19 protein-coding genes are annotated in these 24,139 nt (G+C 52.8%); 13 read left to right on the forward strand and 6 right to left on the reverse strand.

All coding sequences use genetic code 11. From position 1 onward, the window contains the following. The first annotated feature begins 18 nt into the window (after nt 1-18). On the forward strand, nt 19-351 hold the full coding sequence (locus OGX83_RS15670) for a YegP family protein (RefSeq protein ID WP_048224506.1): 333 nt from the start codon (nt 19-21) through the stop codon (nt 349-351). Between the two features lie 159 nt (nt 352-510). Then, complete coding sequence (gene trhP, locus OGX83_RS15675; protein ID WP_286585913.1) at nt 511-1,872, forward strand: prephenate-dependent tRNA uridine(34) hydroxylase TrhP; 1,362 nt, start codon at nt 511-513, stop codon at nt 1,870-1,872. 269 nt (nt 1,873-2,141) lie between these two features. Here trhP and clpA read toward each other — a convergent pair whose 3' ends face one another. Both clpA and clpS read right to left on the reverse strand, forming a co-directional pair. Continuing rightward, nucleotides 2,142-4,418, reverse strand: coding sequence for an ATP-dependent Clp protease ATP-binding subunit ClpA (clpA, locus tag OGX83_RS15680; RefSeq protein WP_003036804.1), 2,277 nt, complete (start codon nt 4,416-4,418; stop codon nt 2,142-2,144). 30 nt (nt 4,419-4,448) lie between these two features. Next, nucleotides 4,449-4,769 carry an ATP-dependent Clp protease adapter ClpS gene (clpS, locus tag OGX83_RS15685; protein ID WP_003036810.1) on the reverse strand — a complete coding sequence of 107 codons (321 nt, stop codon included), beginning with the start codon at nt 4,767-4,769 and terminating at the stop codon, nt 4,449-4,451. Nucleotides 4,770-5,092: 323 nt separating this feature from the next. Here clpS and cspD point away from each other — a divergent pair, with 323 nt between their 5' ends. Continuing rightward, entirely contained in the window at nt 5,093-5,317 is a 225-nt protein-coding gene (gene cspD, locus OGX83_RS15690) for a cold shock-like protein CspD (protein ID WP_003834283.1), read from the forward strand. Nucleotides 5,318-5,391: 74 nt separating this feature from the next. Here the strand turns inward: cspD and macB are convergent, their stop codons facing one another. Further along, nucleotides 5,392-7,338 (reverse strand): macrolide ABC transporter ATP-binding protein/permease MacB, encoded by a 1,947-nt coding sequence (macB, locus tag OGX83_RS15695; protein WP_234692134.1) that lies wholly within the window; start codon nt 7,336-7,338, stop codon nt 5,392-5,394. Continuing rightward, the gene (gene macA / locus OGX83_RS15700; RefSeq protein ID WP_071444783.1) at nt 7,335-8,450 is read right to left on the reverse strand and encodes a macrolide transporter subunit MacA; all 1,116 of its coding nucleotides are present in this window, start codon (nt 8,448-8,450) and stop codon (nt 7,335-7,337) included. The genes macB and macA overlap by 4 nt, the downstream gene beginning before the upstream one ends. Nucleotides 8,451-8,609: 159 nt before the next feature. Here macA and OGX83_RS15705 point away from each other — a divergent pair, with 159 nt between their 5' ends. Further along, on the forward strand, nt 8,610-9,557 hold the full coding sequence (locus OGX83_RS15705) for a VirK/YbjX family protein (protein WP_071444784.1): 948 nt from the start codon (nt 8,610-8,612) through the stop codon (nt 9,555-9,557). Here the strand turns inward: OGX83_RS15705 and OGX83_RS15710 are convergent. Then, on the reverse strand, nt 9,554-11,212 hold the full coding sequence (locus OGX83_RS15710) for an ATP-dependent endonuclease (protein ID WP_003834292.1): 1,659 nt from the start codon (nt 11,210-11,212) through the stop codon (nt 9,554-9,556). The genes OGX83_RS15705 and OGX83_RS15710 overlap by 4 nt on opposite strands. Before the next feature lie 372 nt (nt 11,213-11,584). On the opposite strand from OGX83_RS15710, the gene aqpZ reads away from it, so the two are divergent. The 5 genes from aqpZ to OGX83_RS15735 all read left to right on the forward strand — a co-directional run bounded on the left by aqpZ (nt 11,585) and on the right by OGX83_RS15735 (nt 18,028). Continuing rightward, nucleotides 11,585-12,280, forward strand: a complete 696-nt coding sequence (gene aqpZ, locus OGX83_RS15715; RefSeq protein ID WP_003840208.1) for an aquaporin Z — start codon at nt 11,585-11,587, stop codon at nt 12,278-12,280. A 268-nt stretch (nt 12,281-12,548) separates the two neighbouring features. After that, a complete protein-coding gene (locus tag OGX83_RS15720) occupies nt 12,549-13,448 on the forward strand; it encodes a LysO family transporter (RefSeq protein ID WP_008785223.1) in 900 nt (299 codons plus the stop codon). Between the two features lie 155 nt (nt 13,449-13,603). After that, nucleotides 13,604-15,256, forward strand: coding sequence for a hydroxylamine reductase (gene hcp, locus OGX83_RS15725; protein ID WP_008785224.1), 1,653 nt, complete (start codon nt 13,604-13,606; stop codon nt 15,254-15,256). A gap of 10 nt (nt 15,257-15,266) precedes the next feature. After that, the gene (hcr, locus tag OGX83_RS15730; protein WP_003027256.1) at nt 15,267-16,235 is read left to right on the forward strand and encodes an NADH oxidoreductase; all 969 of its coding nucleotides are present in this window, start codon (nt 15,267-15,269) and stop codon (nt 16,233-16,235) included. 179 nt (nt 16,236-16,414) lie between these two features. Next, a complete protein-coding gene (locus OGX83_RS15735; RefSeq protein WP_048234952.1) occupies nt 16,415-18,028 on the forward strand; it encodes an FAD-NAD(P)-binding protein in 1,614 nt (537 codons plus the stop codon). 74 nt (nt 18,029-18,102) lie between these two features. Here OGX83_RS15735 and OGX83_RS15740 read toward each other — a convergent pair whose 3' ends face one another. Further along, on the reverse strand, nt 18,103-18,537 hold the full coding sequence (locus OGX83_RS15740) for a DoxX family protein (protein WP_003834302.1): 435 nt from the start codon (nt 18,535-18,537) through the stop codon (nt 18,103-18,105). 153 nt (nt 18,538-18,690) lie between these two features. Between OGX83_RS15740 and poxB the strand changes: the two genes are divergently transcribed. The 4 genes from poxB to OGX83_RS15760 all read left to right on the forward strand — a co-directional run bounded on the left by poxB (nt 18,691) and on the right by OGX83_RS15760 (nt 24,118). Further along, nucleotides 18,691-20,409: a ubiquinone-dependent pyruvate dehydrogenase gene (gene poxB / locus OGX83_RS15745; RefSeq protein WP_186413184.1), complete on the forward strand. Its 1,719-nt coding sequence runs from the start codon at nt 18,691-18,693 to the stop codon at nt 20,407-20,409. Nucleotides 20,410-20,564: 155 nt separating this feature from the next. Continuing rightward, entirely contained in the window at nt 20,565-21,566 is a 1,002-nt protein-coding gene (gene ltaE, locus OGX83_RS15750) for a low-specificity L-threonine aldolase (protein WP_048234951.1), read from the forward strand. Nucleotides 21,567-21,576: 10 nt separating this feature from the next. Next, complete coding sequence (locus tag OGX83_RS15755; protein WP_048216410.1) at nt 21,577-23,007, forward strand: SDR family oxidoreductase; 1,431 nt, start codon at nt 21,577-21,579, stop codon at nt 23,005-23,007. Nucleotides 23,008-23,104: 97 nt separating this feature from the next. Continuing rightward, complete coding sequence (locus OGX83_RS15760; protein ID WP_003834312.1) at nt 23,105-24,118, forward strand: 3-beta-hydroxysteroid dehydrogenase; 1,014 nt, start codon at nt 23,105-23,107, stop codon at nt 24,116-24,118. Nucleotides 24,119-24,139: the final 21 nt, after the last annotated feature.

Genomic DNA, 24,139 nt, shown 5'->3' on the forward strand with positions numbered 1-24,139 from the left:
TTTAATCAAGGAGTTCATATGGCTGGTTGGTTTGAATTAAGTAAGAGTAGCGATGATCAGTACCGCTTTGTTCTTAAAGCTGGGAACGGGGAAATAATCCTTACCAGTGAGCTTTACACTACAAAAGGCGCTGCAGAAAAAGGGATCGCATCTGTCCAGGCTAACAGCCCTCTGGATGAGCGTTATGAGAAAAAAACAGCGTCTAATGGCAAATTACATTTCAACCTGAAAGCTGCAAACCACCAGATTATTGGTAGCAGTCAACTGTATGCGAATGAACAGTCACGCGAGACCGGTATTGCTTCAGTTAAGACCAATGGTGTCAGTCAGACGATAAAAGATAAGACCTGATAATTATTTGCTCAGCCGGGTAACGCAACGCTGTCGCCCGGCGTTTTTCTTTACCTGACTTCCTCGCAGCGCTACAATGCCCGCCCTTAATATGGGGGCACTCCCCTAACCGCCTCATTGAGTGAGGCGAGTCTGACCTGTCATCAGAACGAGAAAATTATGTTTAAACCGGAACTCCTTTCCCCGGCGGGAACGCTGAAAAACATGCGTTACGCTTTCGCCTATGGCGCTGACGCTGTGTATGCGGGCCAACCGCGTTACTCACTGCGCGTACGCAACAACGAATTCAACCACGAAAACCTGCAGCTCGGCATTAATGAAGCCCATGAACTGGGTAAAAAATTCTATGTGGTGGTTAACATTGCCCCACACAATGCCAAGCTGAAGACCTTCATTCGTGATCTGAAACCGGTGGTGGAAATGGGGCCGGATGCACTGATCATGTCAGACCCTGGTCTGATTATGCTGGTGCGCGAAAACTTCCCTGACATGGACATTCATCTTTCAGTACAGGCTAACGCCGTAAACTGGGCAACGGTGAAATTCTGGAAGCAGATGGGGCTGACCCGCGTGATCCTCTCCCGCGAGCTGTCGCTGGAAGAAATCGAAGAGATCCGCACCCAGGTGCCGGATATGGAGCTTGAGATCTTCGTTCACGGCGCGCTGTGTATGGCCTACTCCGGCCGTTGCCTGCTTTCTGGCTATATCAACAAGCGTGACCCTAACCAGGGTACCTGCACCAATGCCTGCCGCTGGGAATACAACGTGCAGGAAGGCAAAGAAGACGTGGTGGGCAATATCGTGCATAAGTACGAGCCTATCCCGGTACAAAACGTTGAGCCTACGCTGGGTATCGGCGCACCGACAGATAAAGTCTTTATGATTGAAGAAGCCCAGCGTCCGGGTGAGTATATGACCGCGTTCGAAGACGAACATGGCACTTACATCATGAACTCAAAGGATTTGCGTGCCATTGCCCACGTTGAACGCCTGACGCAGATGGGCGTGCATTCCCTGAAGATCGAAGGCCGCACCAAGTCATACTATTACTGTGCACGTACCGCGCAGGTCTATCGTAAAGCCATTGATGATGCCGCAGCCGGTAAACCGTTCGACCCGCAACTGCTGGAAACGCTGGAAGGCCTGGCGCATCGTGGTTACACCGAAGGGTTCCTGCGCCGTCATACGCATGACGACTATCAGAACTACGAATACGGCTTCTCTGTTTCCGAGCGTCAGCAGTTTGTCGGCGAATTCACCAGCGAACGTAAAGGTGAACTGGCAGCCGTACTGGTGAAAAACAAATTCACCGTCGGCGACAGCCTGGAGCTGATGACCCCACAAGGCAACATCAACTTTACCCTCGAGCAGATGGAAAACGCGAAAGGCGAAGCCATGCCGGTTGCGCCGGGCGATGGTTACACCGTGTGGATGCCAGTACCAGAGGATATCGATCTGAATTATGCATTGTTGATGCGTAATTTTACCGGTGAGTCCACGCGCAACCCGCATGCTAAGTAGTTAATTACGGTTATTTTTCAGCGTTCGGAAGATTCTTAGAAATCGATCACATACCGTTGCGTTCATTAAGGGTATTATCCCCTCCGCTGAAAAACATAACCCATAAATGCTAGCTGTACCAGGAACCACCTCCTTAGCCTGCGTAATCTCCCTTACGCAGGCTTATTTTTTGCCTACTGTTTAAACTCCCCCGAATATCCCATTTCAAATCACGATTATCAGGCGAAAAAAAACCGGGCATTACGCCCGGCTGATTAGGTGATTAAAGATTAATGTGCAGCTTCTGGCTTGTGCTTTTGCGCACTCTGGAAGCCATAGGTCAGCTCATTTTTCTCTTTATCCAGCGCAACGGTCACCTGGCCACCATCCACCAGCGAACCGAACAGCAGTTCATTAGCCAATGGTTTTTTCAGGTTATCCTGGACCACACGCGTCATTGGACGTGCGCCCATTGCGCGGTCGTAGCCTTTCTCTGCCAGCCAGTCACGTGCTTCCTGGCTCACTTCCAGAGAGACACCTTTCTGATCCAGCTGTACCTGAAGCTCGACGATAAACTTATCAACAACCTGATGAATCACCTCGGTAGAGAGATGATCAAACCAGATAATGTTGTCGAGACGGTTACGGAATTCCGGCGTAAACACTTTTTTGATTTCGCCCATTGCATCAGTACTGTTGTCCTGATGAATCAACCCAATCGATTTACGCTCAGTTTCACGCACACCAGCGTTGGTGGTCATGACCAGCACCACGTTGCGGAAATCCGCTTTACGCCCGTTATTGTCGGTCAGCGTACCGTTATCCATCACTTGCAGCAGCAGGTTAAAGACATCCGGGTGCGCTTTTTCGATTTCATCCAGCAGCAGTACCGCATGCGGATGCTTAATAACAGCATCGGTCAGCAAACCGCCCTGGTCGAAACCGACATACCCCGGAGGCGCGCCAATCAGGCGGCTAACGGTGTGGCGTTCCATATACTCGGACATATCAAAACGCAGTAGTTCAATGCCGAGTGCTTTGGACAACTGCACCGTGACTTCAGTCTTACCGACGCCAGTTGGTCCGGCAAACAAGAACGAACCAACCGGTTTATGCTCGTGTCCCAGACCGGCACGGCTCATTTTGATCGCTTCAGTCAGCGCCTCAATGGCTTTATCCTGTCCGAATACCAGCATTTTCAGACGGTTGCCCAGGTTTTTCAGCGTGTCGCGATCGCTCTGCGAAACGCTCTTCTCCGGGATCCGCGCAATGCGGGCCACAACGGACTCGATATCCGCCACGTTGACGGTTTTCTTGCGCTTGCTGACCGGCATCAGACGCGCACGCGCGCCCGCCTCATCGATCACGTCAATCGCTTTATCCGGCAGATGACGATCGTTAATGTATTTCACCGCCAGTTCGACCGCTGCACGCACCGCTTTGGCGGTATAGCGGACGTCATGGTGCGCTTCGTATTTCGGCTTCAGACCGTTGATTATCTGCACAGTCTCTTCTACCGATGGCTCAGTGACATCGATTTTCTGGAAACGGCGCGCTAACGCACGATCTTTTTCAAAGATATTGCTGAATTCCTGATAGGTTGTGGACCCTATCACACGGATCTTACCGCTGGAGAGCAGCGGCTTGATCAGGTTAGCCGCATCCACCTGGCCGCCCGATGCCGCACCCGCACCGATAATGGTGTGGATCTCATCGATAAACAGAATGCTGTTAGTATCCTGTTCCAGCTGTTTCAACAGCGCCTTAAAGCGTTTTTCAAAATCACCGCGATATTTGGTGCCAGCCAACAGCGAGCCGATATCCAGGGAATAAAGGGTGCAATCAGCCATGATTTCAGGCACATCACCCTGGACGATACGCCAGGCGAGGCCTTCAGCAATGGCGGTTTTACCGACACCAGACTCTCCCACCAGCAGCGGGTTGTTTTTTCTGCGACGGCACAGTACCTGAATGGCGCGCTCCAGCTCTTTGTCCCGGCCAATGAGCGGATCAATTCCGCCCACTCGGGCAAGCTGGTTAAGGTTAGTCGTGAAGTTTTCCATACGGTCCTCCCCGCCAGCTTGCTCTTCGTTATTTGGCTGATTCCCAGAGTCAGAAGACTGACTGGGTTCGTCTTTGCGCGTGCCATGAGAAATAAAATTCACCACATCAAGGCGGCTCACTTCATGCTTACGCAGCAGATAAGCCGCCTGAGATTCCTGCTCGCTGAAGATAGCGACCAGCACATTTGCGCCGGTAACTTCATTGCGCCCGGAGGACTGAACATGAAAGACCGCGCGTTGCAGTACACGCTGAAAACTCAACGTTGGCTGCGTGTCGCGTTCTTCCTCACTGGCAGGCAATACAGGTGTGGTCTGTTCAATGAAGGCTTCGAGTTCCTGACGGAGCGCCACCAGATCCACAGAACACGCTTCCAGCGCTTCGCGGGCCGATGGGTTACTGAGCAACGCCAGTAACAAGTGCTCGACGGTCATAAACTCATGTCGGTGCTCGCGCGCTCTGGCGAAAGCCATGTTTAAACTGAGTTCCAGTTCTTGATTGAGCATAGGCACCTCCCCCAATGTTTATGCCTGCATTCAGGCTTTTTCCAGCGTACACAGCAACGGATGCTCGTTCTCCCTCGCATATTTGTTCACCATCGCTACTTTGGTTTCAGCCACTTCGGCAGTAAACACGCCGCAGATAGCTTTGCCTTGATAGTGAACTGCAAGCATCAGTTGCGTTGCACGTTCTACATCATAAGAAAAGAATTTTTGTAACACGTCAATAACAAACTCCATCGGAGTGTAATCATCATTGACTAATATCACTTTATACATAGATGGCGGTTTTAGCGCGTCGCGCAATTTGTCTTCCGCCAGCAGATCGAAATCCAGCCAGTCGTTCGTCTTACCCATTGTCAGTCGTCATCTTCAGTTACGGTTTCCGGCAGAAAATCTTGCCGCTGACAAGCAGCCTATGCGCACAATCAATCTACCTCAAGTATTAGATAACTATCATCTATTAGTGCCATCCGCGACATCTGTCACATAACCGACAATAGCGTTAACTGCTTCAAATTTTGATGCATTTTTACCCTATTCCGTCTGCATGGCGCTTGACGCCCCGCCTGATTTCTCTAAATTGTAGTTTCGAGAGTTGGCGAGGTTTTGAACAGCCCCCACTCCGCCACCGGTTCATTCCATCTTACTTATATAAGATTTACGAAGGATGTCGAAGTATGGAAACGGGTACTGTTAAGTGGTTCAACAACGCCAAAGGGTTTGGTTTCATTTGCCCCGAAGGCGGCGGCGAAGATATTTTCGCCCATTACTCCACCATTCAGATGGATGGTTACAGAACGCTAAAAGCCGGACAGTCTGTCCAGTTTGATGTCCACCAGGGGCCAAAAGGCAATCATGCCAGTGTCATCGTGCCTGTCATTGAAACAGAAGCTGTCGCATAGCTCTTCTGTCTCATTGTGTACATCCCGCAGTCAAAATGCCAGCCCTTGCGGCTGGCATTTTTATCTCTGTGGCATTATTCCCGCGCCAGAGCATCTACTGGATCCAGACGTGCCGCATTCCGCGCCGGTAACCAGCCAAACAACACACCGGTTGCAGTCGAACACAGGAACGCCGTCAACAGCGCTACGGGTGAGAATCCAATTTCCCAGCCCGGCAGAAATAGCTGTAGCGTAAAAGCGATCAGAATCGACAGGCTAATGCCCAACGCGCCGCCAACCAGACACACTAACACCGCTTCAATTAAGAACTGTTGCAGCACGTCACTGGCGCGAGCGCCAACCGCCATACGAATACCAATCTCACGCGTTCGTTCGGTTACTGAAACCAGCATAATATTCATCACGCCAATCCCACCGACCACCAGCGAAATCACCGCCACCAGCGTCAGGAAGAGTTGTAATGTACGTGTGGTCTTTTCGGCGGTTTTCAAGATGCCGTCCATATTCCAGGTGAAGAAATCCTTCTTACCGTGGCGCAACGTCAACAGTCGGGTCAGTTGCTGTTCGGCCTGGGCACTGTCAAAACCATCCTTCACCCGCACGGTGATCGAGTTCAGCCACGACTGTCCCATAATACGCCCGGACATAGTGCTGTAAGGCAGCCAGACACGCAGGATCTTGCTACTGCCAAACATCGACTGTTTCTCTTCTGCAACACCAATCACCGTGGCAGGCATATTCCCCACCAGCACGACTTCGCCAACAACTTTCGCTTTATTGGGGAACAACTGACGACGGGTATTGCTGTCGAGCACCACCACCTGAGCGCGCCCCGCCAGTTGCTCGGCGTTAAAGGTGGTCCCTTCGCTAAATGTCATGCCATAGACGTTGAAATAGTCGCCGCTAACGCCATTAGCACTGGCAGCAACGTCGATATTGCCATAGCGTAACCGCAGGTTCTTCGACACCGCAGGCGTTACTGAACTGACCCAGGGCTGCTTCTGTAGCGCCGTCAAATCGTCATACTTCAACGCCTGTTGATATTGCGGATCGTCGTCGCCGAAGTCTTTGCCTGGATAGATATCAATGGTGTTAGTACCTATAGCGCGAATATCTGCCAGCACCAGTTGTTTAGCCGCATCGCCAACCACCACGATCGACACCACCGAAGCAATACCGATGATGATCCCAAGCATGGTCAGTAGCGTACGCATCTTATTCGCGGCCATTGCCAGCCAGGCCATCGTAAGCGCTTCACGAAAACCGCTGACAAACTGGCTCCAGCCGGATGCCGTTTTCACCGTTGGCTCCGCGATATCGCGTCCGCCAGAGGGTTTCTGTGGCGGTGGATTGCGCACAATCTCGCCGTCACGAATTTCAATGACCCGTTCGGCCTGCGCGGCGACCTGGCTGTCGTGAGTAACGATAATTACCGTATGCCCGCGATCGCGCAGCTGATGCAAAATCGCCATCACCTCTTCGCCGGAATGGCTATCCAGTGCACCGGTGGGTTCGTCGGCAAGAATAACCTGCCCCCCGTTCATCAGCGCACGCGCGATACTGACCCGCTGCTGCTGACCACCGGAAAGCTGGGAAGGTTGATAGTCAACCCGGTCACCCAACCCCAGCCGCTGGAGTAATTCCTGCGCACGCGCCAGGCGCTGCTTACGTTCAGTGCCAGCGTAGACCGCCGGTACCTCAACATTTTGTGCGGCGGTTAAATGCGACAGCAGGTGATAGCGCTGGAAGATAAAACCAAAATGCTCACGACGGAGTTGCGCTAGCGCATCGCTATCCAGCGTAGAGACATCGCGTCCGGCAACCCGATACGTACCGCTGGTTGGCTTATCCAGACAGCCGAGAATGTTCATCAGCGTCGATTTACCCGAACCCGACGCCCCGACAATCGCCACCATTTCCCCGGCCTGAATGCTCAAGGATACGTCCTTCAACACCTCAACCTGGCCTTCACCTGACGGATAGCTGCGGCGGATATGGCTCAGCTCAAGCAATGCTGTCATTTTGCAGCTCCAGCGTTGCCCTCACCGGTAATAACTTCATCCCCCTCTTCCAGCCCTTTCACGATCTCCACATCGGTGTCATTACGCGCGCCGATAACCACTTCACGTTCGCGGGTTTCGCCGTTACGCAGTAGTCTGACGTTATAGCGGTTGTTGCCAATAGGATCGCCCAGCGCCGACAGCGGGATGGTCAGGACATTTTTGACATCAGTGAGCTGGATATGGACCTGCGCGGTCATATCCAGACGCAGGATCCCTTTCGGGTTGGGAACTTCGAAGCGGGCATAGTAGAAAATCGCGTCATTCACTTTTTCTGGCGTCGGAAGAACATCTTTGAGCTTACCTTCGTAACGCGTCTGCGGATCGCCCAGCACGGTAAACCAGGCCTTTTGCCCAGGATGCAGGTGAATTACATCAGCCTCAGAAACCTGCGCTTTTACCAGCATGGTGCTCATATCGGCCAGGGTCAGAATGTTAGGTGCCTGCTGGGCGGCAATAACGGTTTGCCCCTGCAGGGTAGTAATTTGTGTTACTTCGCCAGCCATTGGCGCAACGATGCGGGTGTAATCAAGGTTGGTTTTCGCCGTATCGAGAGAGGCCTGATTACGCTTAATTTGCGCGTCAATTGTGCCAATTTGCGCCTGTTTGACCGCCATTTCGGTGGCCGCCGTGTCGAGATCCTGCTGTGAAACGGCCTGAGTTTTCGCCAGCTGTTGTTGGCGAGAGAGAGTGACCCGCGCCAGCTTCCACTCAGCTTCGGCTTGTAAACGCTGGGCGCGCAATTCCATCAGCGTCGCTTCAACCTCTTTGATTTGGTTTTGCGCCTGTTCAGGATCGATAACACCGAGCAACTGATCTTTTTTCACTTTATCGCCAATCGCGACCGACAGCGTTTTTAACTGCCCGCTGACCTGCGCCCCGACGTCAACTTTACGCAGCGCATCCAGCTTACCGGTCGCCAGCACGCTTTGTTGCAGATCGCCAGGACGAACAATTAATGTTTGATACTGAGGTAAAGGCGCATTAAGCGTTCGCCAAAGTGCAATTGCCGCCACAATAAGGACGACGGCGAACAGAAAATAGCGTTTTTTGATTTTTCCCTTGAGCTTCATAAATGTCCCAATTCCCCCAATACGCCCACCAGAGTGGAGTGCTAAACATCAACGTTAAATAAATCGCCGTTGAAAAGCGCAAGAATAACAGAGTTATTGATGAATGGTTAAGATCCGCTGTGCTGAAATTAGTACAAAGGTATCAATCGGATTTATATTATGAGCCAGCTAACTGAAAGCACTTTTCTTTCCACCAAACCAGTCACGCGTTTTGGCCTTTTTTTCAGCCTGAGCAGCGGTCATTTACGGCCCGCACATTGCTGGGATAAACGGAGCTTTCGTCGTAAGTTTATTTGGCGTTCATTATTGATACCCCGCCTCACTCAGGAATGGATGACTGAACTGGCCCAATGGCCGGATCTTGGCCCCCTGCTCGCCCGTCAACCCCGACTGCCGGTTCGTTTGCACCGTCCCTATCTTGCGGCAAACTTCTCCCGCAAAATGCGTTTAGATGCGGTGCGTTTTCATTACCATTTTATCCACCACGCATTCTTACCCGCTGAATTTAACGCCTTATTAAGCAATGACGGCTTACATCTGGCGCAAACCGAAGGTAAAGACGGCGATATATTTACCATCACCATGATGATGTTTCCGGTACTGGATAAAGAGGGTGAAGCCACCATTCAGGTGCGCAATGGTGACGGAGACGTGCTAACCAAAATGACGTTTACGTTCTGCGAATATAATGGGAAAAGTACATTATTTATTGGCGGTGTGCAGGGCAATGCGCAACTACCACACGAAGCAATCCAAAAAGCAACGAAGTCCTGCCATGGAATTTTCCCAAAACGTATTGTGATGGAAACCATTTGCCGTTTAGCCGAACAGTTGAATATTGAAAAAGTTATGGCTGTAAGCAATGAACAGCATATCTTTCGCAGTCAACGCTACCACGATAAAAACAAGGTGATCCATTCTGACTACAACGCTTTTTGGGAGTCGGTTGGCGGTGAGTGCGACAGCAACGGGTACTATCATATTCCACGCACGCTGGCGCGAAAAAGCGAGGCGGATATTGCGAGCAAAAAACGCGCAGAATACCGCCGCCGCTATCAGCTACTGGACAGCATCCATTCGCAGCTGTCGTCGATGTTTCGCCACTAATCCGCTCTGCCGCGTGCCAGCCACAGCACGCGGGAAAACATTTTTCGCAGCAGCGTTGGCACCGCATCAACGCCCCGCCGCCCGGCTTCCATCGCCACCTCAATGGCCAAATCCGGTTTTGACGAACGATGTATCGCCTTGGAGATTATTTTGCGCATATTCATAGGCACATTCTCCGGAATTTGCGCCACCCGGTGAAAGACGTCAGCAAACCCCTGGCGATACATAAAGTGTTCCATATCCAGCGCGGGGAGCATGGTCAAATGCTCACGCTCTTCCTCTCTGTCGTCATTCAATAAGCTACGTACCGTGGCCGCGTACTTTTTCCCGGCTTCATCGCCATCGACCAGCACATGCCACTCTATCCCCATCCGGCGGGCGAATTTAACCAGCGGCTTAAGACCGGACTGGGCAAATTCAATAACTTTAATCCCTTCTGCATCAAAGTGATGTCCGCACTGGCGGGCCAGTTCGTTAATAACCCAGGTTTCCGTTTCACCTTCCACCAGCAGCCAGCAGCGGGCAAACAACGATGACGCACGATTAAAACGAATATGAAATGCGATTCGCCGACCATCTTCTGCACTGATCCCACCCGGCCCCAGCCGCCAGGCAGCGACGCGGGATGATTCACGTACCAGACGAACAACATGCTCAACAGGCGTAAGGGACAGCAGCTCACCGGAGTTGGTGGTCGCCACTCGCTGCAGAGGCAGTAAATTCAACAAGTGCCAGGCCACCGACAGCATGATGGGATGTAAACGCGTTTCCGGATCTTCCACCAGCAGTAAAGGTCGGGCGTCTTTATCGAGCCTTAGCGTGCCTTTGGCCTGCAACAAGGTCGAAAACAGGCCCAACAGAATAACCCGGTGCGTACGTCCGCCGGGTTTATCAATCATGCGGTTAATAATGTCCAGATAGCGCCAGCTCCGTTGTTCGTTATTGGAGCGACGGCGCATCAGACGGTAGCGGGACTGGCCAGCCCCCTGCTCGGAAAAATAGTGCTCCAACAACTGAACCATGGCCGATAACCCCTGGCGGATCTGCCCGTCGGTCAGGTTTTGCGGCCGGGTAGCGAGCTCACGCGCCAGAAAATCCAGTTGGCGGGCGGTGACTTCGACATCCGCCGAATCTGGCACCGTACCGTTGCGGATCCGTCGCATAAATCGCGCGTCACGCAGACGTAATACTGGCATCAGCCGCACGAGGTGTCGCGCCTGATCGTTAATGTCATCGAGAGGTAATGGATGGCCGTCGCCGTCAAGAAAACTGCGCAAGGTCAGAACGCTACCGTCATCCGCACACTCGCCTTCCAGACGATAAAAAATGCGGTGATAGCCATCCTGGCACGGCGTCCAGCTGGCTTCCAGAGGACGATAGCGACGTACCCGGTGACGACCCGGCTGGGATTCACGAAACGTCAGGATAATGTGCAGGTGGTGTTCCCTGCCCTGTATATCACCCGGCGGGAACCAGAAATCCTCGCGGACAAAATGATACAAATCTGACTCCGGCGACAGCAGCAGGGTTAAAGCATCCAGCAGACTGGATTTACCCCACGCGTTCTCCCCAATCAGCACGTTGCTCTGCTCCAGCATCAACGACAGACGGTTAATACCGCGAAATCCAACAATCTCAACGCGTTCGAGAATCATATAGCCTCCGGAAATGCTAACTTTTTCCTTCAAGTTATCAGGAGTATAACGGCAAGCGGGCGCTCAGGACACCCGGTATGATCAGGAGGTTAGTCGCAGAAACTGAAAAATATAAGAATATTCTTCTTATGTTTTCTCCTGAATATAATTTCAGAACTTAATCATCGTCCTTTCGCTAATTGAACTATGCTTCATTCACCCAAGATTCAAAAAGGAATCGCAACATATTGCCTTAAATCAAATTTTTTCATCAATTTAACTGGCGAAGGGATGATATTTTTTTCTAAAATACACGCTCTTTCATCATCGTCCCTTTTAGCGATGAATTACCGGGCAAGGAACACGAACCCGGAACTTTTAATTGAGGTGGTTATGTTCAGGAAATTAGCAGCTGAATTCTTCGGTACGTTTTGGCTCGTTTTTGGTGGGTGCGGTAGTGCAGTGCTGGCAGCCGCATTCCCGGAATTGGGAATTGGATTTGCCGGTGTCGCGCTGGCATTCGGCCTGACAGTATTAACTATGGCATTCGCTGTGGGTCATATTTCAGGTGGGCATTTTAACCCGGCGGTAACCTTCGGTTTATGGGCTGGCGGTCGTTTCCCGGCAAAAGATGTTATTGGTTACGTTATTGCTCAGGTTGTGGGCGGTATTGTTGCAGCTGCGGCACTGTATCTTATTGCCAGTGGTAAAGCAGGTTTTGATGCAACGGCCAGTGGTTTTGCTTCGAACGGCTTTGGTGAACATTCACCAGGCGGTTATTCCATGCTTTCTGCCGTCGTCATTGAAATTATTCTGACCGCAGGTTTCTTATTAGTGATCCACGGCGCGACCGATAAACATGCTCCGGCAGGTTTTGCACCTATCGCAATTGGTCTGGCGTTAACACTGATTCACTTGATCAGTATTCCGGTCACCAACACCTCCGTAAACCCGGCACGTAGTACCGCAGTAGCCATTTTCCAGGGCGGCTGGGCATTGCAACAATTGTGGTTCTTCTGGGTCATGCCGATTATCGGTGGGGTTCTCGGCGGTCTTATTTACCGCACCCTGCTCGAAAAACGCGATTAATCGCTAACCAAAAGGCCTGGCGAAAGTCAGGTCTTTTTTTTCCTCTCTATATTTCCTTTTATTTGCAACTTTACTCCCCTCTTTGCATTGAGTAGTGTGTATACCCGTTATACTTCAATTTGCAGATGTGTTGACTGCGCTCGCTCCCCCCAGTCACGTACTTATGTACGCTCCCGGGGATTCACTCCCTTGCCGCCTTCCTGCAACTTGAATTATTTAGGTTATAGTGACGCATTTCGTCTTACTTCTCAGCAAGGATCTGATTTTCATGTTTTCAGGGCTGTTAATCATTCTGGTTCCCCTTATTGTGGGCTACCTTATTCCGCTCCGGCACAGGGCTGCATTACAACTTATCAATCGCCTGTTAAGCTGGATCGTCTACCTTATTCTCTTTTTTATGGGTATTAGCCTGGCGTTTCTGGATAATCTCGCCAGCAACCTGTTAGCCATTCTTCATTATTCTGCGGTCAGCGTGACGGTCATTATACTGTGTAATATTGCGGCGCTGTTCTGGCTGGAGCGTTCGCTGCCCTGGAGACACAACCACAAGCAAGAAAAGCTCCCCTCGCGAATTGCAATGGCGCTTGAGTCGCTTCAGCTTTGCGGCGTCGTCGTCATCGGCTTCCTGCTCGGCCTCACTGGGCTTCCCATTCTGCAGCATGCCACCGAAGCCAGCGAATATACGTTAATCTTTTTACTGTTCCTGGTGGGGATTCAACTGCGCAACAGCGGCATGACCTTAAAGCAAATTGTGCTGAACCGTCGGGGGATGATCGTGGCCGTCGTCGTCGTCGCCAGTTCGATGCTGGCGGGGGTTATCAATGCCTTGATCCTCGGTCTACCGCTGAAAACCGCGCTGGCGATGGCATCAGGTTTTGGCTGGTATTCCCTGTCCGGTATTCTGTTAACCGAATCGTTCGGGCCCGTAATTGGTAGTGCCGCCTTCTTTAACGACCTGGCCCGTGAGCTGATCGCCATTATGTTGATTCCAGGAATGGTGGGCCGCAGCCGCTCTACCGCGCTGGGATTATGCGGCGCGACATCAATGGATTTCACCCTGCCCGTTTTACAACGCAGCGGCGGTCTGGAAATGGTCCCGGCAGCCATCGTCCACGGCTTTATTCTGAGTCTGTTAGTGCCTCTGCTGATGGCGTTTTTCTCCGCCTGACGCCGGAACAAATACCTCTCTGGCGGTAGTCAGCTACCGCCAAAATTGCGCTAAATCAATCTCCCTGCAAGTAGTAGCAGAAATCCCTTTTATCCCTTCGCGCACAGGCATAATCTTAAACATGTATATTAAATATAACTTTAAAAGGTGTGACCATGTTTTGTGTGCAATGTGAACAAACCATCCGTACTCCGGCAGGAAACGGCTGCTCTTACGCGCAGGGTATGTGCGGTAAAACGGCTGAGACCTCCGATTTGCAGGATCTGCTGATTGCTTCCCTACAAGGTCTGTCTGCATGGGCTGTTAAAGCACGTGAATACGGCATCATCGACCATGAGGTTGATAACTTTGCGCCGCGTGCGTTCTTCTCCACGCTGACTAACGTTAACTTCGATTCCCCGCGTATTGTTGGCTATGCCCGTGAAGCTATCGCCATGCGCGACGCCCTGAAAGCGCAATGCCTGAACATCGACGCGAACGCAGCGGTCACCAACCCGATGGCCGATCTGCAACTGGTCAGCGACGATCTGGGCGACCTGCAACGTCAGGCCGCTGAATTTACCCCGAACAAAGACAAAGCAGCCATTGGCGAGAACATTCTCGGCCTGCGTCTGCTGTGTCTGTACGGCCTGAAAGGTGCGGCAGCTTACATGGAGCACGCGCACGTTCTCGGTCAGTACGACAACGAAATCTACGCTCAGTACCACAAAATCATGGCATGGCTGGGTACCTGGCCTGCCGATATGAACGCTCTGCTGGAGTGTTCAATGGAAATCGGCCAGATGAACTTCAAAGTGATGAGCATTCTGGACGCCGGTGAAACCACCAAATACGGTCACCCAACCCCGACCCAGGTCAACGTAAAAGCGACCGAAGGTAAGTGCATCCTGATCTCCGGTCACGACCTGAAAGATCTGTACAACCTGCTGGAGCAGACCGAAGGTACTGGTGTTAACGTTTATACCCACGGTGAAATGCTGCCGGCGCACGGCTACCCGGAACTGCGTAAGTTCAAGCACCTGATCGGTAACTACGGCAGCGGCTGGCAGAACCAGCAGGTAGAGTTTGCCCGCTTCCCAGGTCCGATCGTCATGACCTCTAACTGCATCATCGACCCGACCGTTGGCGCGTACGACGACCGTATCTGGACCCGTAGCATCGTCGGTTGGCCGGGTGTGAGCCACCTCGAAGGCGACAACTTCGGTCCGGTTATCGCTCAGGCACAGCAGATGGCTGGCTTCCCGTACAGCGAAATCCCGCACCTGATCACCGTAGGTTTCGGTCGTCAGACCCTGCTGGGCGCTGCTGATACCCTGATCGACCTGGTGAGCCGCGAAAAACTGCGTCACATCTTCCTGGTTGGCGGTTGTGACGGTGCACGTGGTGAACGTAACTACTTCACCGACTTCGCCACCAGCGTGCCGGATGACTGCCTGATCCTGACCCTTGCTTGCGGTAAATACCGCTTCAACAAACTGGAGTTCGGAGATATCGAAGGCCTGCCGCGTCTGGTGGATGCTGGTCAGTGTAACGATGCTTACTCTGCCATCATCCTGGCGGTAACCCTGGCTGAGAAACTGGGCTGTGGCGTGAACGATCTGCCGCTGTCTCTGGTGCTCTCCTGGTTCGAACAGAAAGCGATTGTTATTCTGCTGACCCTGCTGTCTCTGGGCGTGAAAAACATCGTCACTGGCCCGACTGCACCTGGTTTCTTTACACCGGATCTGCTGGCAGTTCTCAACGAGAAATTTGGTCTGCGTTCCGTGACCACCGTTGAAGAAGACATGAAGCAACTGCTGAGCGCGTAAGGAGTAAAGAATGACAATGCCAACCCATCAGTGCCCATGGCGGATGCAGGTTCACCACATCCATCAGGAAACGCCGGATGTATGGACAATTTCGTTGCTATGCCACGATTATTATCCTTACCGCGCCGGGCAGTATGCACTGGTCAGCGTACGTAATTCAGCGGATACGCTGCGTGCTTACACCATTTCTTCAACGCCGGGCGTTAGCGAGTACATCACGTTGACCATCCGCCGGATTGACGATGGCGCAGGTTCACAGTGGCTAACCCGCGACGTGAAGCGCGGTGACTATATCTGGCTGTCGGATGCAATGGGTGAGTTCACCTGTGAAGATAAAGCGGAAGACAAGTTCCTGATGCTGGCCGCCGGCTGTGGTGTCACGCCAATCATGTCAATGCGTCGCTGGTTGGCAAAGTACCGCCCACAAGCGGATGTACAGGTAATCTTTAACGTTCGCTCGCCGCAAGATGTCATTTTTGCCGACGAGTGGCGCGAATATCCGGTGACATTAGTTGCTGAAAACAATGCCACAGAAGGTTTTGTTTCCGGCCGACTGACGACTGAACTGCTGAAAAGCGTACCGGATCTGACCTCGCGTACCGTGATGACCTGTGGCCCGGCACCGTATATGGATCTGGTCGAGAAAGAAGTCAAAGCGCTGGGTGTGACGCGCTTCTTTAAAGAGCAGTTCTTCACACCTGTTGCCGAAGCCGCCACCAGTGGCCTGAAGTTTACCAAGCTACAGCCGGCGAAAGAGTTCTACGCGCCGGTGGGCAGTACGCTGCTGGAAGCGCTGGAAAGCAACAAGGTTCCGGTTGTCGCCGCATGCCGTGCAGGTGTTTGCGGCTGCTGCAAAACCAAAGTGGTTGACGGTAACTACACGGTCAGCAGCACCATGACGCTGACCGACGCAGAAATCGCTGAAGGTTATGTGCTGGCTTGTTCCTGTCATCCGCAGGGTGATTTAGTGCTGGCGTAATTGGTCGGTATCTGATGTGCAAAAGGCTGCCTGGCTGTACCGGGTGGCCTTTTTTTATGCTGTCAGGCGTTGAAAAATTCTGATGTTTTCACTCTCCCCGCAAATTATCGACCACACTTACCCTGCGCAGATTAAACATAATCCCTGACTACCACGTCGAACTTTCTACAAGGATCCCCATGAAAAAAGTGGCCATTGTCGGCGTCGGTCCCACCGGGATTTATACGTTTCATGCCCTGGTTGAGCGCGGTGAACCGCTGGAAATAGAGCTTTACGAGCAAGCTGAAGAGGCGGGCGTCGGCATGCCTTACAATAGCGACAACAACGCAGACCACATGCTGGCAAATATAGCCAGCATTGAGATCCCGCCGATCTATATCAGTTATCTGACGTGGCTTCAGAATCAAAGTGATGACTATCTGGCCCAGTTTCAGATTGAACGCGCGTCTTTGCATGAGCGGCAATTTTTGCCCCGCGTGATCCTCGGCGACTATTATCGCGATCGTTTTTTAGCCATTGTCGAGAAAGCGCAACAAGCCGGTTTCACGATTCGCGTACATGAATCAAGCGAAGTCACCGACCTGCGAGCAGACCCGAATGGGGTTTCTTTGTGGATCAACCACGCGTCACAGCCCGTTGAGGTGGATTTCGCCGCTATCGCCACTGGTCATCTGTGGCCTGAAACGGATGCTCAGGAACGCAAATTTTTCCCCAGTCCGTGGACCGGTCTGATGGACGCGCAGATTGGTGCTTGCCGGGTAGGGATTCTGGGCACCTCGTTAAGTGCTATCGACGCCGCGATGGCTGTGGCCAGTCAGCATGGCACCTTCACTACCAATACCGACCATTCACTGCAATTCACACCTAAATCCGACAGTCAAAACCTGAAACTAACCCTGATGTCGCGCAGCGGGGTACTGCCTGAAGCGGATTTTTACTGCCCCCTTCCGTATGAATCGCTGAATATCGCGACGCCAGAAGCAATTGAAGATGCCATTGCCCATGGACAAAACGGATTACTGGACCGCATCTTTCAGCTTATGGCGCAACAACTGCAAGACGCAGCGCCAGGCTGGTGCCAACAGGTGGCGCTTGCGACGCTTAACGCCGACACGTTCCCCGAAGTCTATTTCGCCGACAGGCTCAGGCATGACCCTTTTGACTGGGCGAGACGTAACCTGGTAGAAGTTGAGCGCAACAAGCAGAAACAACATACCGTCGCCTGGCGCTATACCTTGCTGCGCCTGCACGAGGTTATCGAGGAGATAGTCCCTCATCTTGATACCCGCGACGAAAAACGTTTCAAGCGCGGACTGGCGCGGGTATTTATTGATAACTATGCGGCAATCCCGTCAGAGTCAGTTCGCCGACTGCTGGCGCTGCACGAAGCCTGGCTGATTGAGATCCTCGCGCTCGGCACAGATTATGAGCGCATGAATGAACAGGAAATAACGGTAATTTCCCACCACGGTCAGCGCAGCGAATTTGATGTGTTTATTGACGCCCGAGGACAACGGGCATTGCAGAGCAAAGATATCCCGTTCCCAACGCTACGCGATCAACTGCTGGCCTGTGGCGATGAGATCCCGGATATCGGCGAAGATTACACGCTGCAAGCGCCGGAAAACGCCCGCAATCGCATCGCTTTTGGCGGGCTGCCGTGGTTAATGCACGATCGTCCGTTTATTCAGGGACTGGTGGTCAGCGCTGAAATAGGCGCCGCGATGGCAAGGGCATTGACGCAGCGAGCGCTGAGACGTCGGCACAAACTATGGAACAGTGACGACATATAGATTAGCGACAAATTGAACGACGAGGCGGAGCAATGTTACGCTTTCTCGCCTCGGTATTGACTCTCAGATGGTAACTATCGCCAGGCAGAATTCCCGGCAACGGAGTAACGCCCCGCCCCCAAAAACGCCACGGCCAGCGCGCCGATAAAGAAATAAACCAGACTTTCAATCGCCCATGCACCGGTTTTATCCAGTGTCCAGGTTTCCCCCATCCCGACCATCAGCCATGCCACAACCATCGTAAACGCCAGCCCTAACGCCGCCGGACGCGTCAGGATGCCAAGAATAATCAGGCACGGTGCCACGACCTCTCCCAACAGAACGCCATACGCAATAAAGCCAGGGAAACCTTTCGCTATCAACATACCGCTGATGCCATCAATACCCGCAAAGAGTTTATGCAGCCCATGAAACAGCATCAGCCCACCGACGGCAAAGCGTAACAATAACTTGCCAAAATCTTCGTGAGTCAGTACTCGGTTAACTGAATTTAATAGTTTTATAACCATTTGAATTTATTCCTTGTTTCACCATGTCCAATAACAAACTACGCTTAATACAGGTTAAATGAAACCTGCCGGAAATAAGGGGGAAATGAGAAGCATAACTATTATCTTCATCTAAACTTGTAACCGGTATCACATTAGAGGAGAAGGAAAACCATGAAACAAACGGTTGCCGCTTTTATTGCTAAAACACTCGAACAGGCTGGCGTAAAACGCATTTGGGGTGTAACGGGTGACTCGCTAAATGGTCTGAGTGACAGTCTGAATCGTATGGGAACAATTGACTGGATGCCAACCCGTCATGAAGAGGTTGCAGCCTTCGCTGCGGGCGCTGAAGCGCAGTTGACGGGCGAACTGGCCGTCTGCGCAGGCTCGTGCGGGCCAGGCAACCTGCACCTGATCAACGGGCTGTTTGATTGTCACCGTAACCACGTCCCGGTACTGGCAATCGCCGCGCATATTCCCTCCAGTGAAATAGGCAGCGGTTATTTTCAGGAGACCCACCCGCAAGAGTTGTTCCGCGAATGTAGCCACTATTGCGAGCTGGTTTCCAGCCCAGAACAGATCCCGCAGGTACTCGCCATTGCCATGCGTAAGGCGGTACTCAACCGTGGCGTATCCGTGGTGGTTTTACCCGGTGACGTGGCGCTAAAACCTGCGCCTGAAAGCGCCACCACGCACTGGTATCAGGCGCCGCTCCCGGTGGTGACTCCACAAGAAGAAGAGCTGAGAAAACTGGCGCAACTGCTGCGCTACTCCAGCAATATCGCCCTGATGTGCGGCAGCGGCTGCGCCGGTGCGCATAAAGAGCTGGTTGAGTTTGCGGCTAAAATTAAAGCGCCGATTGTTCACGCCCTGCGTGGTAAAGAGCATGTTGAGTACGATAACCCCTATGATGTGGGTATGACCGGGCTGATTGGCTTTTCATCCGGCTTCCATACCATGATGAATGCCGACACGCTGATCCTGCTTGGCACCCAGTTCCCCTATCGCCCGTTCTACCCCACCGACGCCAAAATTATTCAGATTGATATCAATCCGGCGAGCATTGGCGCGCACAGTAAAGTGGATATGGCGCTGGTAGGCGATATTAAATCCACTCTCCGTGCCCTACTGCCTCTGGTGGAAGAGAAAACCGAGCGGCAATTCCTGGACAAAGCGCTGGAGCACTATCGCGAGGCGCGTAAAGGGCTGGATGATTTAGCCAAACCCAGCGATAAAGCCATTCACCCGCAGTATCTGGCGCAGCAGATCAGCCACTTTGCCGCTGACGATGCCATCTTTACCTGCGACGTTGGTACGCCAACGGTGTGGGCAGCACGCTATCTGAAAATGAACGGCAAACGTCGTCTGCTCGGATCGTTTAACCACGGGTCGATGGCGAATGCCATGCCGCAGGCACTCGGCGCACAAGCCACAGAACCAGGACGCCAGGTTGTGGCAATGTGCGGTGACGGCGGCTTTAGCATGCTGATGGGAGACTTTCTGTCGGTTGTCCAAATGAAGCTGCCGGTGAAGATTATTGTCTTCAACAACAGCGTACTGGGATTTGTGGCGATGGAGATGAAGGCTGGCGGTTATCTGACCGACGGCACGGAGCTGCACGACACCAACTTCGCGCGGATTGCCGAAGCCTGCGGCATTACGGGCATTCGCGTGGAAAAATCCTCAGAGGTTGATGAAGCGCTACAAAGGGCGATGTCAATTGACGCCCCGGTGCTGGTCGATGTGGTCGTGGCGAAAGAAGAGCTGGCGATCCCGCCGCAGATCAAACTCGAACAGGCCAAAGGTTTTAGCCTGTATATGCTGCGTGCAATCATCAGTGGACGCGGTGATGAAGTGATCGAACTGGCGAAAACGAACTGGCTCAGGTAAAACATCCTTATTAAATCACACACAAAATCATTCATGATGCATCAAGGCGGCTAGCCCGAAAATCCCCAGGAGCATAGGTATACTATGTGACTGGGGTTTAAGGGTGCGGCCAACGCCGAAGCAGCCTGAAGGATGAAGTGTAATAAGGAGACACCATGATTGATTTACGCAGTGATACCGTCACCCGGCCGAGTCGCGCCATGCTGGAAGAGATGATGGCAGCCCCGGTCGGGGATGACGTGTATGGAGACGACCCTACCGTTAACGCCCTCCAGCAATACGCCGCAGAGCTTTCTGGTAAAGAAGCCGCTATTTTCTTACCTACCGGTACTCAGGCTAACCTGGTGGCGCTGCTCAGCCATTGTCAGCGTGGCGAAGAGTACATTGCCGGTCAGGGCGCGCATAACTATCTCTACGAAGCAGGTGGCGCAGCGGTGCTCGGTAGCATTCAACCGCAACCTATCGACGCCGCACCGGATGGCTCCCTGCCTCTGGACAAAGTAGCTGCAAAAATCAAAGTGGACGATATCCATTTTGCCCGCACCCGCTTGCTCAGCCTGGAAAATACCCACAACGGCAAAGTGCTGCCGCGCGAGTATCTGAAAGACGCCTGGGAATTCACCCGTGAGCGTAATCTTGCCCTGCACGTCGACGGCGCACGTATTTTTAACGCCATCGTCGCCTACGGCTGTGAACTTAAAGATGTCACGCAATACTGTGATTCGTTCACCATTTGCCTCTCCAAAGGCCTCGGTACCCCCGTTGGTTCACTGCTGGTCGGCAGCCACGAGTACATCAAACGCGCTATTCGCTGGCGCAAAATGACCGGCGGCGGAATGCGTCAGGCCGGTATTCTGGCAGCGGCCGGGCTGTATGCGCTGAAAAATAACGTGGCGCGTTTGCAGGAAGATCATGACAACGCCGCCTGGATGGCGGAGCAGCTGCGCGAAGCAGGGGCGGACGTCATGCGCCACGACACCAACATGCTGTTTGTTCGCGTTGGCGAAGAGCACGCTACCGCGCTGGGCGAGTATATGAAAGCGCAAGGTGTGCTGATTAACGCCTCCCCGATTGTGCGCCTGGTGATGCACCTGGACGTATCACGTGAACAACTTGCTGAAGTCGTCGCCCACTGGCGCGCTTTTTTAACCCAATAAGGAGATGGGCGTGCCGCAACGGATTTTGGTTCTTGGCGCCAGTGGCTACATTGGTCAGCATTTGGTACAGGCGCTCAGTCAGCAAGGGCACCAGGTGTTGGCTGCGGCACGTCGCATTGAACGGCTGGAAAAGCAGCAACTGGCCAATGTCAGTTGCCACAAGGTCGATTTGAATTGGCCAGATAACCTCACCCCGCTGCTGACGGGTGTTGATACGGTTTATTATCTGGTTCATGGTATGGGCGAAGGCGGTGATTTTATCGCCCACGAACGTCAGGTCGCGATGAACGTGCGCGATGCGCTGCGTAATACGCCAGTTAAACAGCTTATTTTCCTGAGCTCATTGCAGGCTCCCCGGCATGAACAATCCGATCATCTGCGTGCTCGACAGATAACCGCAGACACCCTGCGCGAGTCAGGCGTGCCAATGACGGAATTGCGCGCGGGCATTATCGTGGGAGCGGGTTCCGCTGCCTTTGAAGTCATGCGCGATATGGTTTACAACCTGCCGGTTCTCACCCCTCCACGCTGGGTACGCTCGCGTACCACGCCTATCGCGCTGGAGAATTTAATGTACTATCTGGTGGCATTGTTGGAAAATCCCACACCACATCACCGCGTCCTCGAAGCCGCCGGGCCGCAGGTGTTGAGCTATCAGGAACAGTTCGAGCATTTTATGGCGGTCAGCGGTAAACATCGCCTGCTCATCCCCATCCCCTTCCCTACCCGCTGGATTTCGGTCTGGTTTTTGAACGTCATTACGTCAGTGCCGCCAACCACGGCCAAAGCGCTGATCCAGGGCTTAAAACACGACCTGCTGGCCGATGACACCGAATTACGTGCGCTGATCCCACAAAAACTGATTGCCTTTGATGACGCCGTGCGCAGCACGTTGAAGGAAGAAGAGAAGCTGGTCAACTCCAGCGACTGGGGTTACGACGCACAGGCGTTTGCCCGCTGGCGTCCAGAATATGGCTATTTCGCCAAACAAGCTGGCTTTAGCGTTGAAACCTCTGCCAGCACAAAAGCGCTGTGGCAGGTTGTGAATCGACTCGGCGGCAAAGAAGGCTATTTCTTTGGCAATATTCTATGGAAGACGCGCGCGGCGTTGGACCTGCTGGTCGGCCATAAGCTGGCAAAAGGTCGTCCCGAACACCCACTATTGCAAGTTGGCGACACCGTTGATAGCTGGAAAGTCATCATCGTTGAGCCGGAGAAACAGCTGACGCTGCTGTTTGGGATGAAAGCGCCGGGACTGGGTCGCCTGAGCTTCACACTGGAAGATAAAGGTGACCACCGACGCATTGATGTACGCGCGTGGTGGCATCCGCACGGTATGCCTGGCCTCTTCTACTGGCTGTTGATGATCCCCGCCCACCTGTTCATTTTCAGGGGGATGGCGAAGCGTATAGCCAAACTTGCAGAACAAATCACAGACTAATGATAAAAAGAGCCTGTATTCTTTCATGTTTCCCATTGCATACAGGCGTAATTCACGGAAGAATGCGCACGACGTTTTTTAAACACAGTGGATTGATATGAAGGTACTGGTTACCGGAGCCACCAGCGGCTTGGGCCGAAACGCGGTTGAGTTTTTATGCAGCAAAGGCGTCAGCGTCAGAGCCACCGGTCGCAACGAAGCGATGGGCAAGCTGCTGGAGAAAATGGGCGCAGAATTTGTGCATGCGGATTTGACCGAGCTGGTTTCTTCGCAGGCAAAAGTGATGCTTGCCGGCATTGACACGCTGTGGCACTGCTCCAGTTTCACCTCTCCATGGGGAACTCAGGAAGCTTTTGATCTGGCCAACGTTCGTGCTACCCGCCGTCTGGGCGAGTGGGCCGTAGCCTGGGGTGTACGTAACTTTATTCATATCTCCTCTCCGTCGCTGTATTTTGATTATCACCATCATCGCGATATCAAAGAAGACTTCCGTCCCCATCGCTTCGCCAACGAATTCGCCCGCAGCAAAGCGGCTGGTGAAGAGGTGATTGCATTGCTCGCCCAGGCCAACCCGCAGACTCGCTTTACTGTCTTGCGCCCACAAAGCTTGTTCGGACCTCACGATAAAGTCTTTATTCCCCGCCTCGCCCATATGATGTACCACTACGGCAGCATCCTGTTGCCGCATGGCGGGAGTGCGCTGGTGGATATGACCTATTACGAGAACGCAGTTCACGCGATGTGGCTGGCGAGTCAGGAAGCCTGCGATAAACTGCCGTCGGGTCGCGCGTACAATATAACCAACGGTGAACATCGCACCCTGCGCAGTATTGTGCAGAAACTTATCGACGAGCTGAATATTGATTGCCGTATCCGCTCCGTGCCCTACCCGATGCTGGACATGATTGCCCGCAGCATGGAGCGCTTAGGCAATAAATCGGCGAAAGAGCCAAAGCTTACGCATTACGGCGTTTCGAAGCTAAATTTTGACTTTACGCTGGATACCAGCCGCGCCCAGGAAGAGTTAGGTTATCAGCCCGTTGTGACGCTGGATGAAGGGATTGAGCGTACCGCGGCCTGGCTGCGCGACCACGGTAAGCTGCCGCGTTAGGCTGATAGCCATTGCAGGGTG

The sequence above is a fragment of the Citrobacter sp. Cpo074 genome (assembly GCF_030332745.1).
Taxonomy (GTDB): domain Bacteria; phylum Pseudomonadota; class Gammaproteobacteria; order Enterobacterales; family Enterobacteriaceae; genus Citrobacter; species Citrobacter portucalensis.

Bases quoted from the DNA above. Each gene is read 5' to 3' on its own strand.
- OGX83_RS15670 (WP_048224506.1), top strand. From the start codon at position 19: ATGGCTGGTTGGTTTGAATTAAGTAAGAGTAGCGATGATCAGTACCGC.
- trhP (WP_286585913.1), top strand. From the start codon at position 511: ATGTTTAAACCGGAACTCCTTTCCCCGGCGGGAACGCTGAAAAACATG.
- clpA (WP_003036804.1), bottom strand. From the start codon at position 4,418: ATGCTCAATCAAGAACTGGAACTCAGTTTAAACATGGCTTTCGCCAGA.
- clpS (WP_003036810.1), bottom strand. From the start codon at position 4,769: ATGGGTAAGACGAACGACTGGCTGGATTTCGATCTGCTGGCGGAAGAC.
- cspD (WP_003834283.1), top strand. From the start codon at position 5,093: ATGGAAACGGGTACTGTTAAGTGGTTCAACAACGCCAAAGGGTTTGGT.
- macB (WP_234692134.1), bottom strand. From the start codon at position 7,338: ATGACAGCATTGCTTGAGCTGAGCCATATCCGCCGCAGCTATCCGTCA.
- macA (WP_071444783.1), bottom strand. From the start codon at position 8,450: ATGAAGCTCAAGGGAAAAATCAAAAAACGCTATTTTCTGTTCGCCGTC.
- OGX83_RS15705 (WP_071444784.1), top strand. From the start codon at position 8,610: ATGAGCCAGCTAACTGAAAGCACTTTTCTTTCCACCAAACCAGTCACG.
- OGX83_RS15710 (WP_003834292.1), bottom strand. From the start codon at position 11,212: ATGATTCTCGAACGCGTTGAGATTGTTGGATTTCGCGGTATTAACCGT.
- aqpZ (WP_003840208.1), top strand. From the start codon at position 11,585: ATGTTCAGGAAATTAGCAGCTGAATTCTTCGGTACGTTTTGGCTCGTT.
- OGX83_RS15720 (WP_008785223.1), top strand. From the start codon at position 12,549: ATGTTTTCAGGGCTGTTAATCATTCTGGTTCCCCTTATTGTGGGCTAC.
- hcp (WP_008785224.1), top strand. From the start codon at position 13,604: ATGTTTTGTGTGCAATGTGAACAAACCATCCGTACTCCGGCAGGAAAC.
- hcr (WP_003027256.1), top strand. From the start codon at position 15,267: ATGACAATGCCAACCCATCAGTGCCCATGGCGGATGCAGGTTCACCAC.
- OGX83_RS15735 (WP_048234952.1), top strand. From the start codon at position 16,415: ATGAAAAAAGTGGCCATTGTCGGCGTCGGTCCCACCGGGATTTATACG.
- OGX83_RS15740 (WP_003834302.1), bottom strand. From the start codon at position 18,537: ATGGTTATAAAACTATTAAATTCAGTTAACCGAGTACTGACTCACGAA.
- poxB (WP_186413184.1), top strand. From the start codon at position 18,691: ATGAAACAAACGGTTGCCGCTTTTATTGCTAAAACACTCGAACAGGCT.
- ltaE (WP_048234951.1), top strand. From the start codon at position 20,565: ATGATTGATTTACGCAGTGATACCGTCACCCGGCCGAGTCGCGCCATG.
- OGX83_RS15760 (WP_003834312.1), top strand. From the start codon at position 23,105: ATGAAGGTACTGGTTACCGGAGCCACCAGCGGCTTGGGCCGAAACGCG.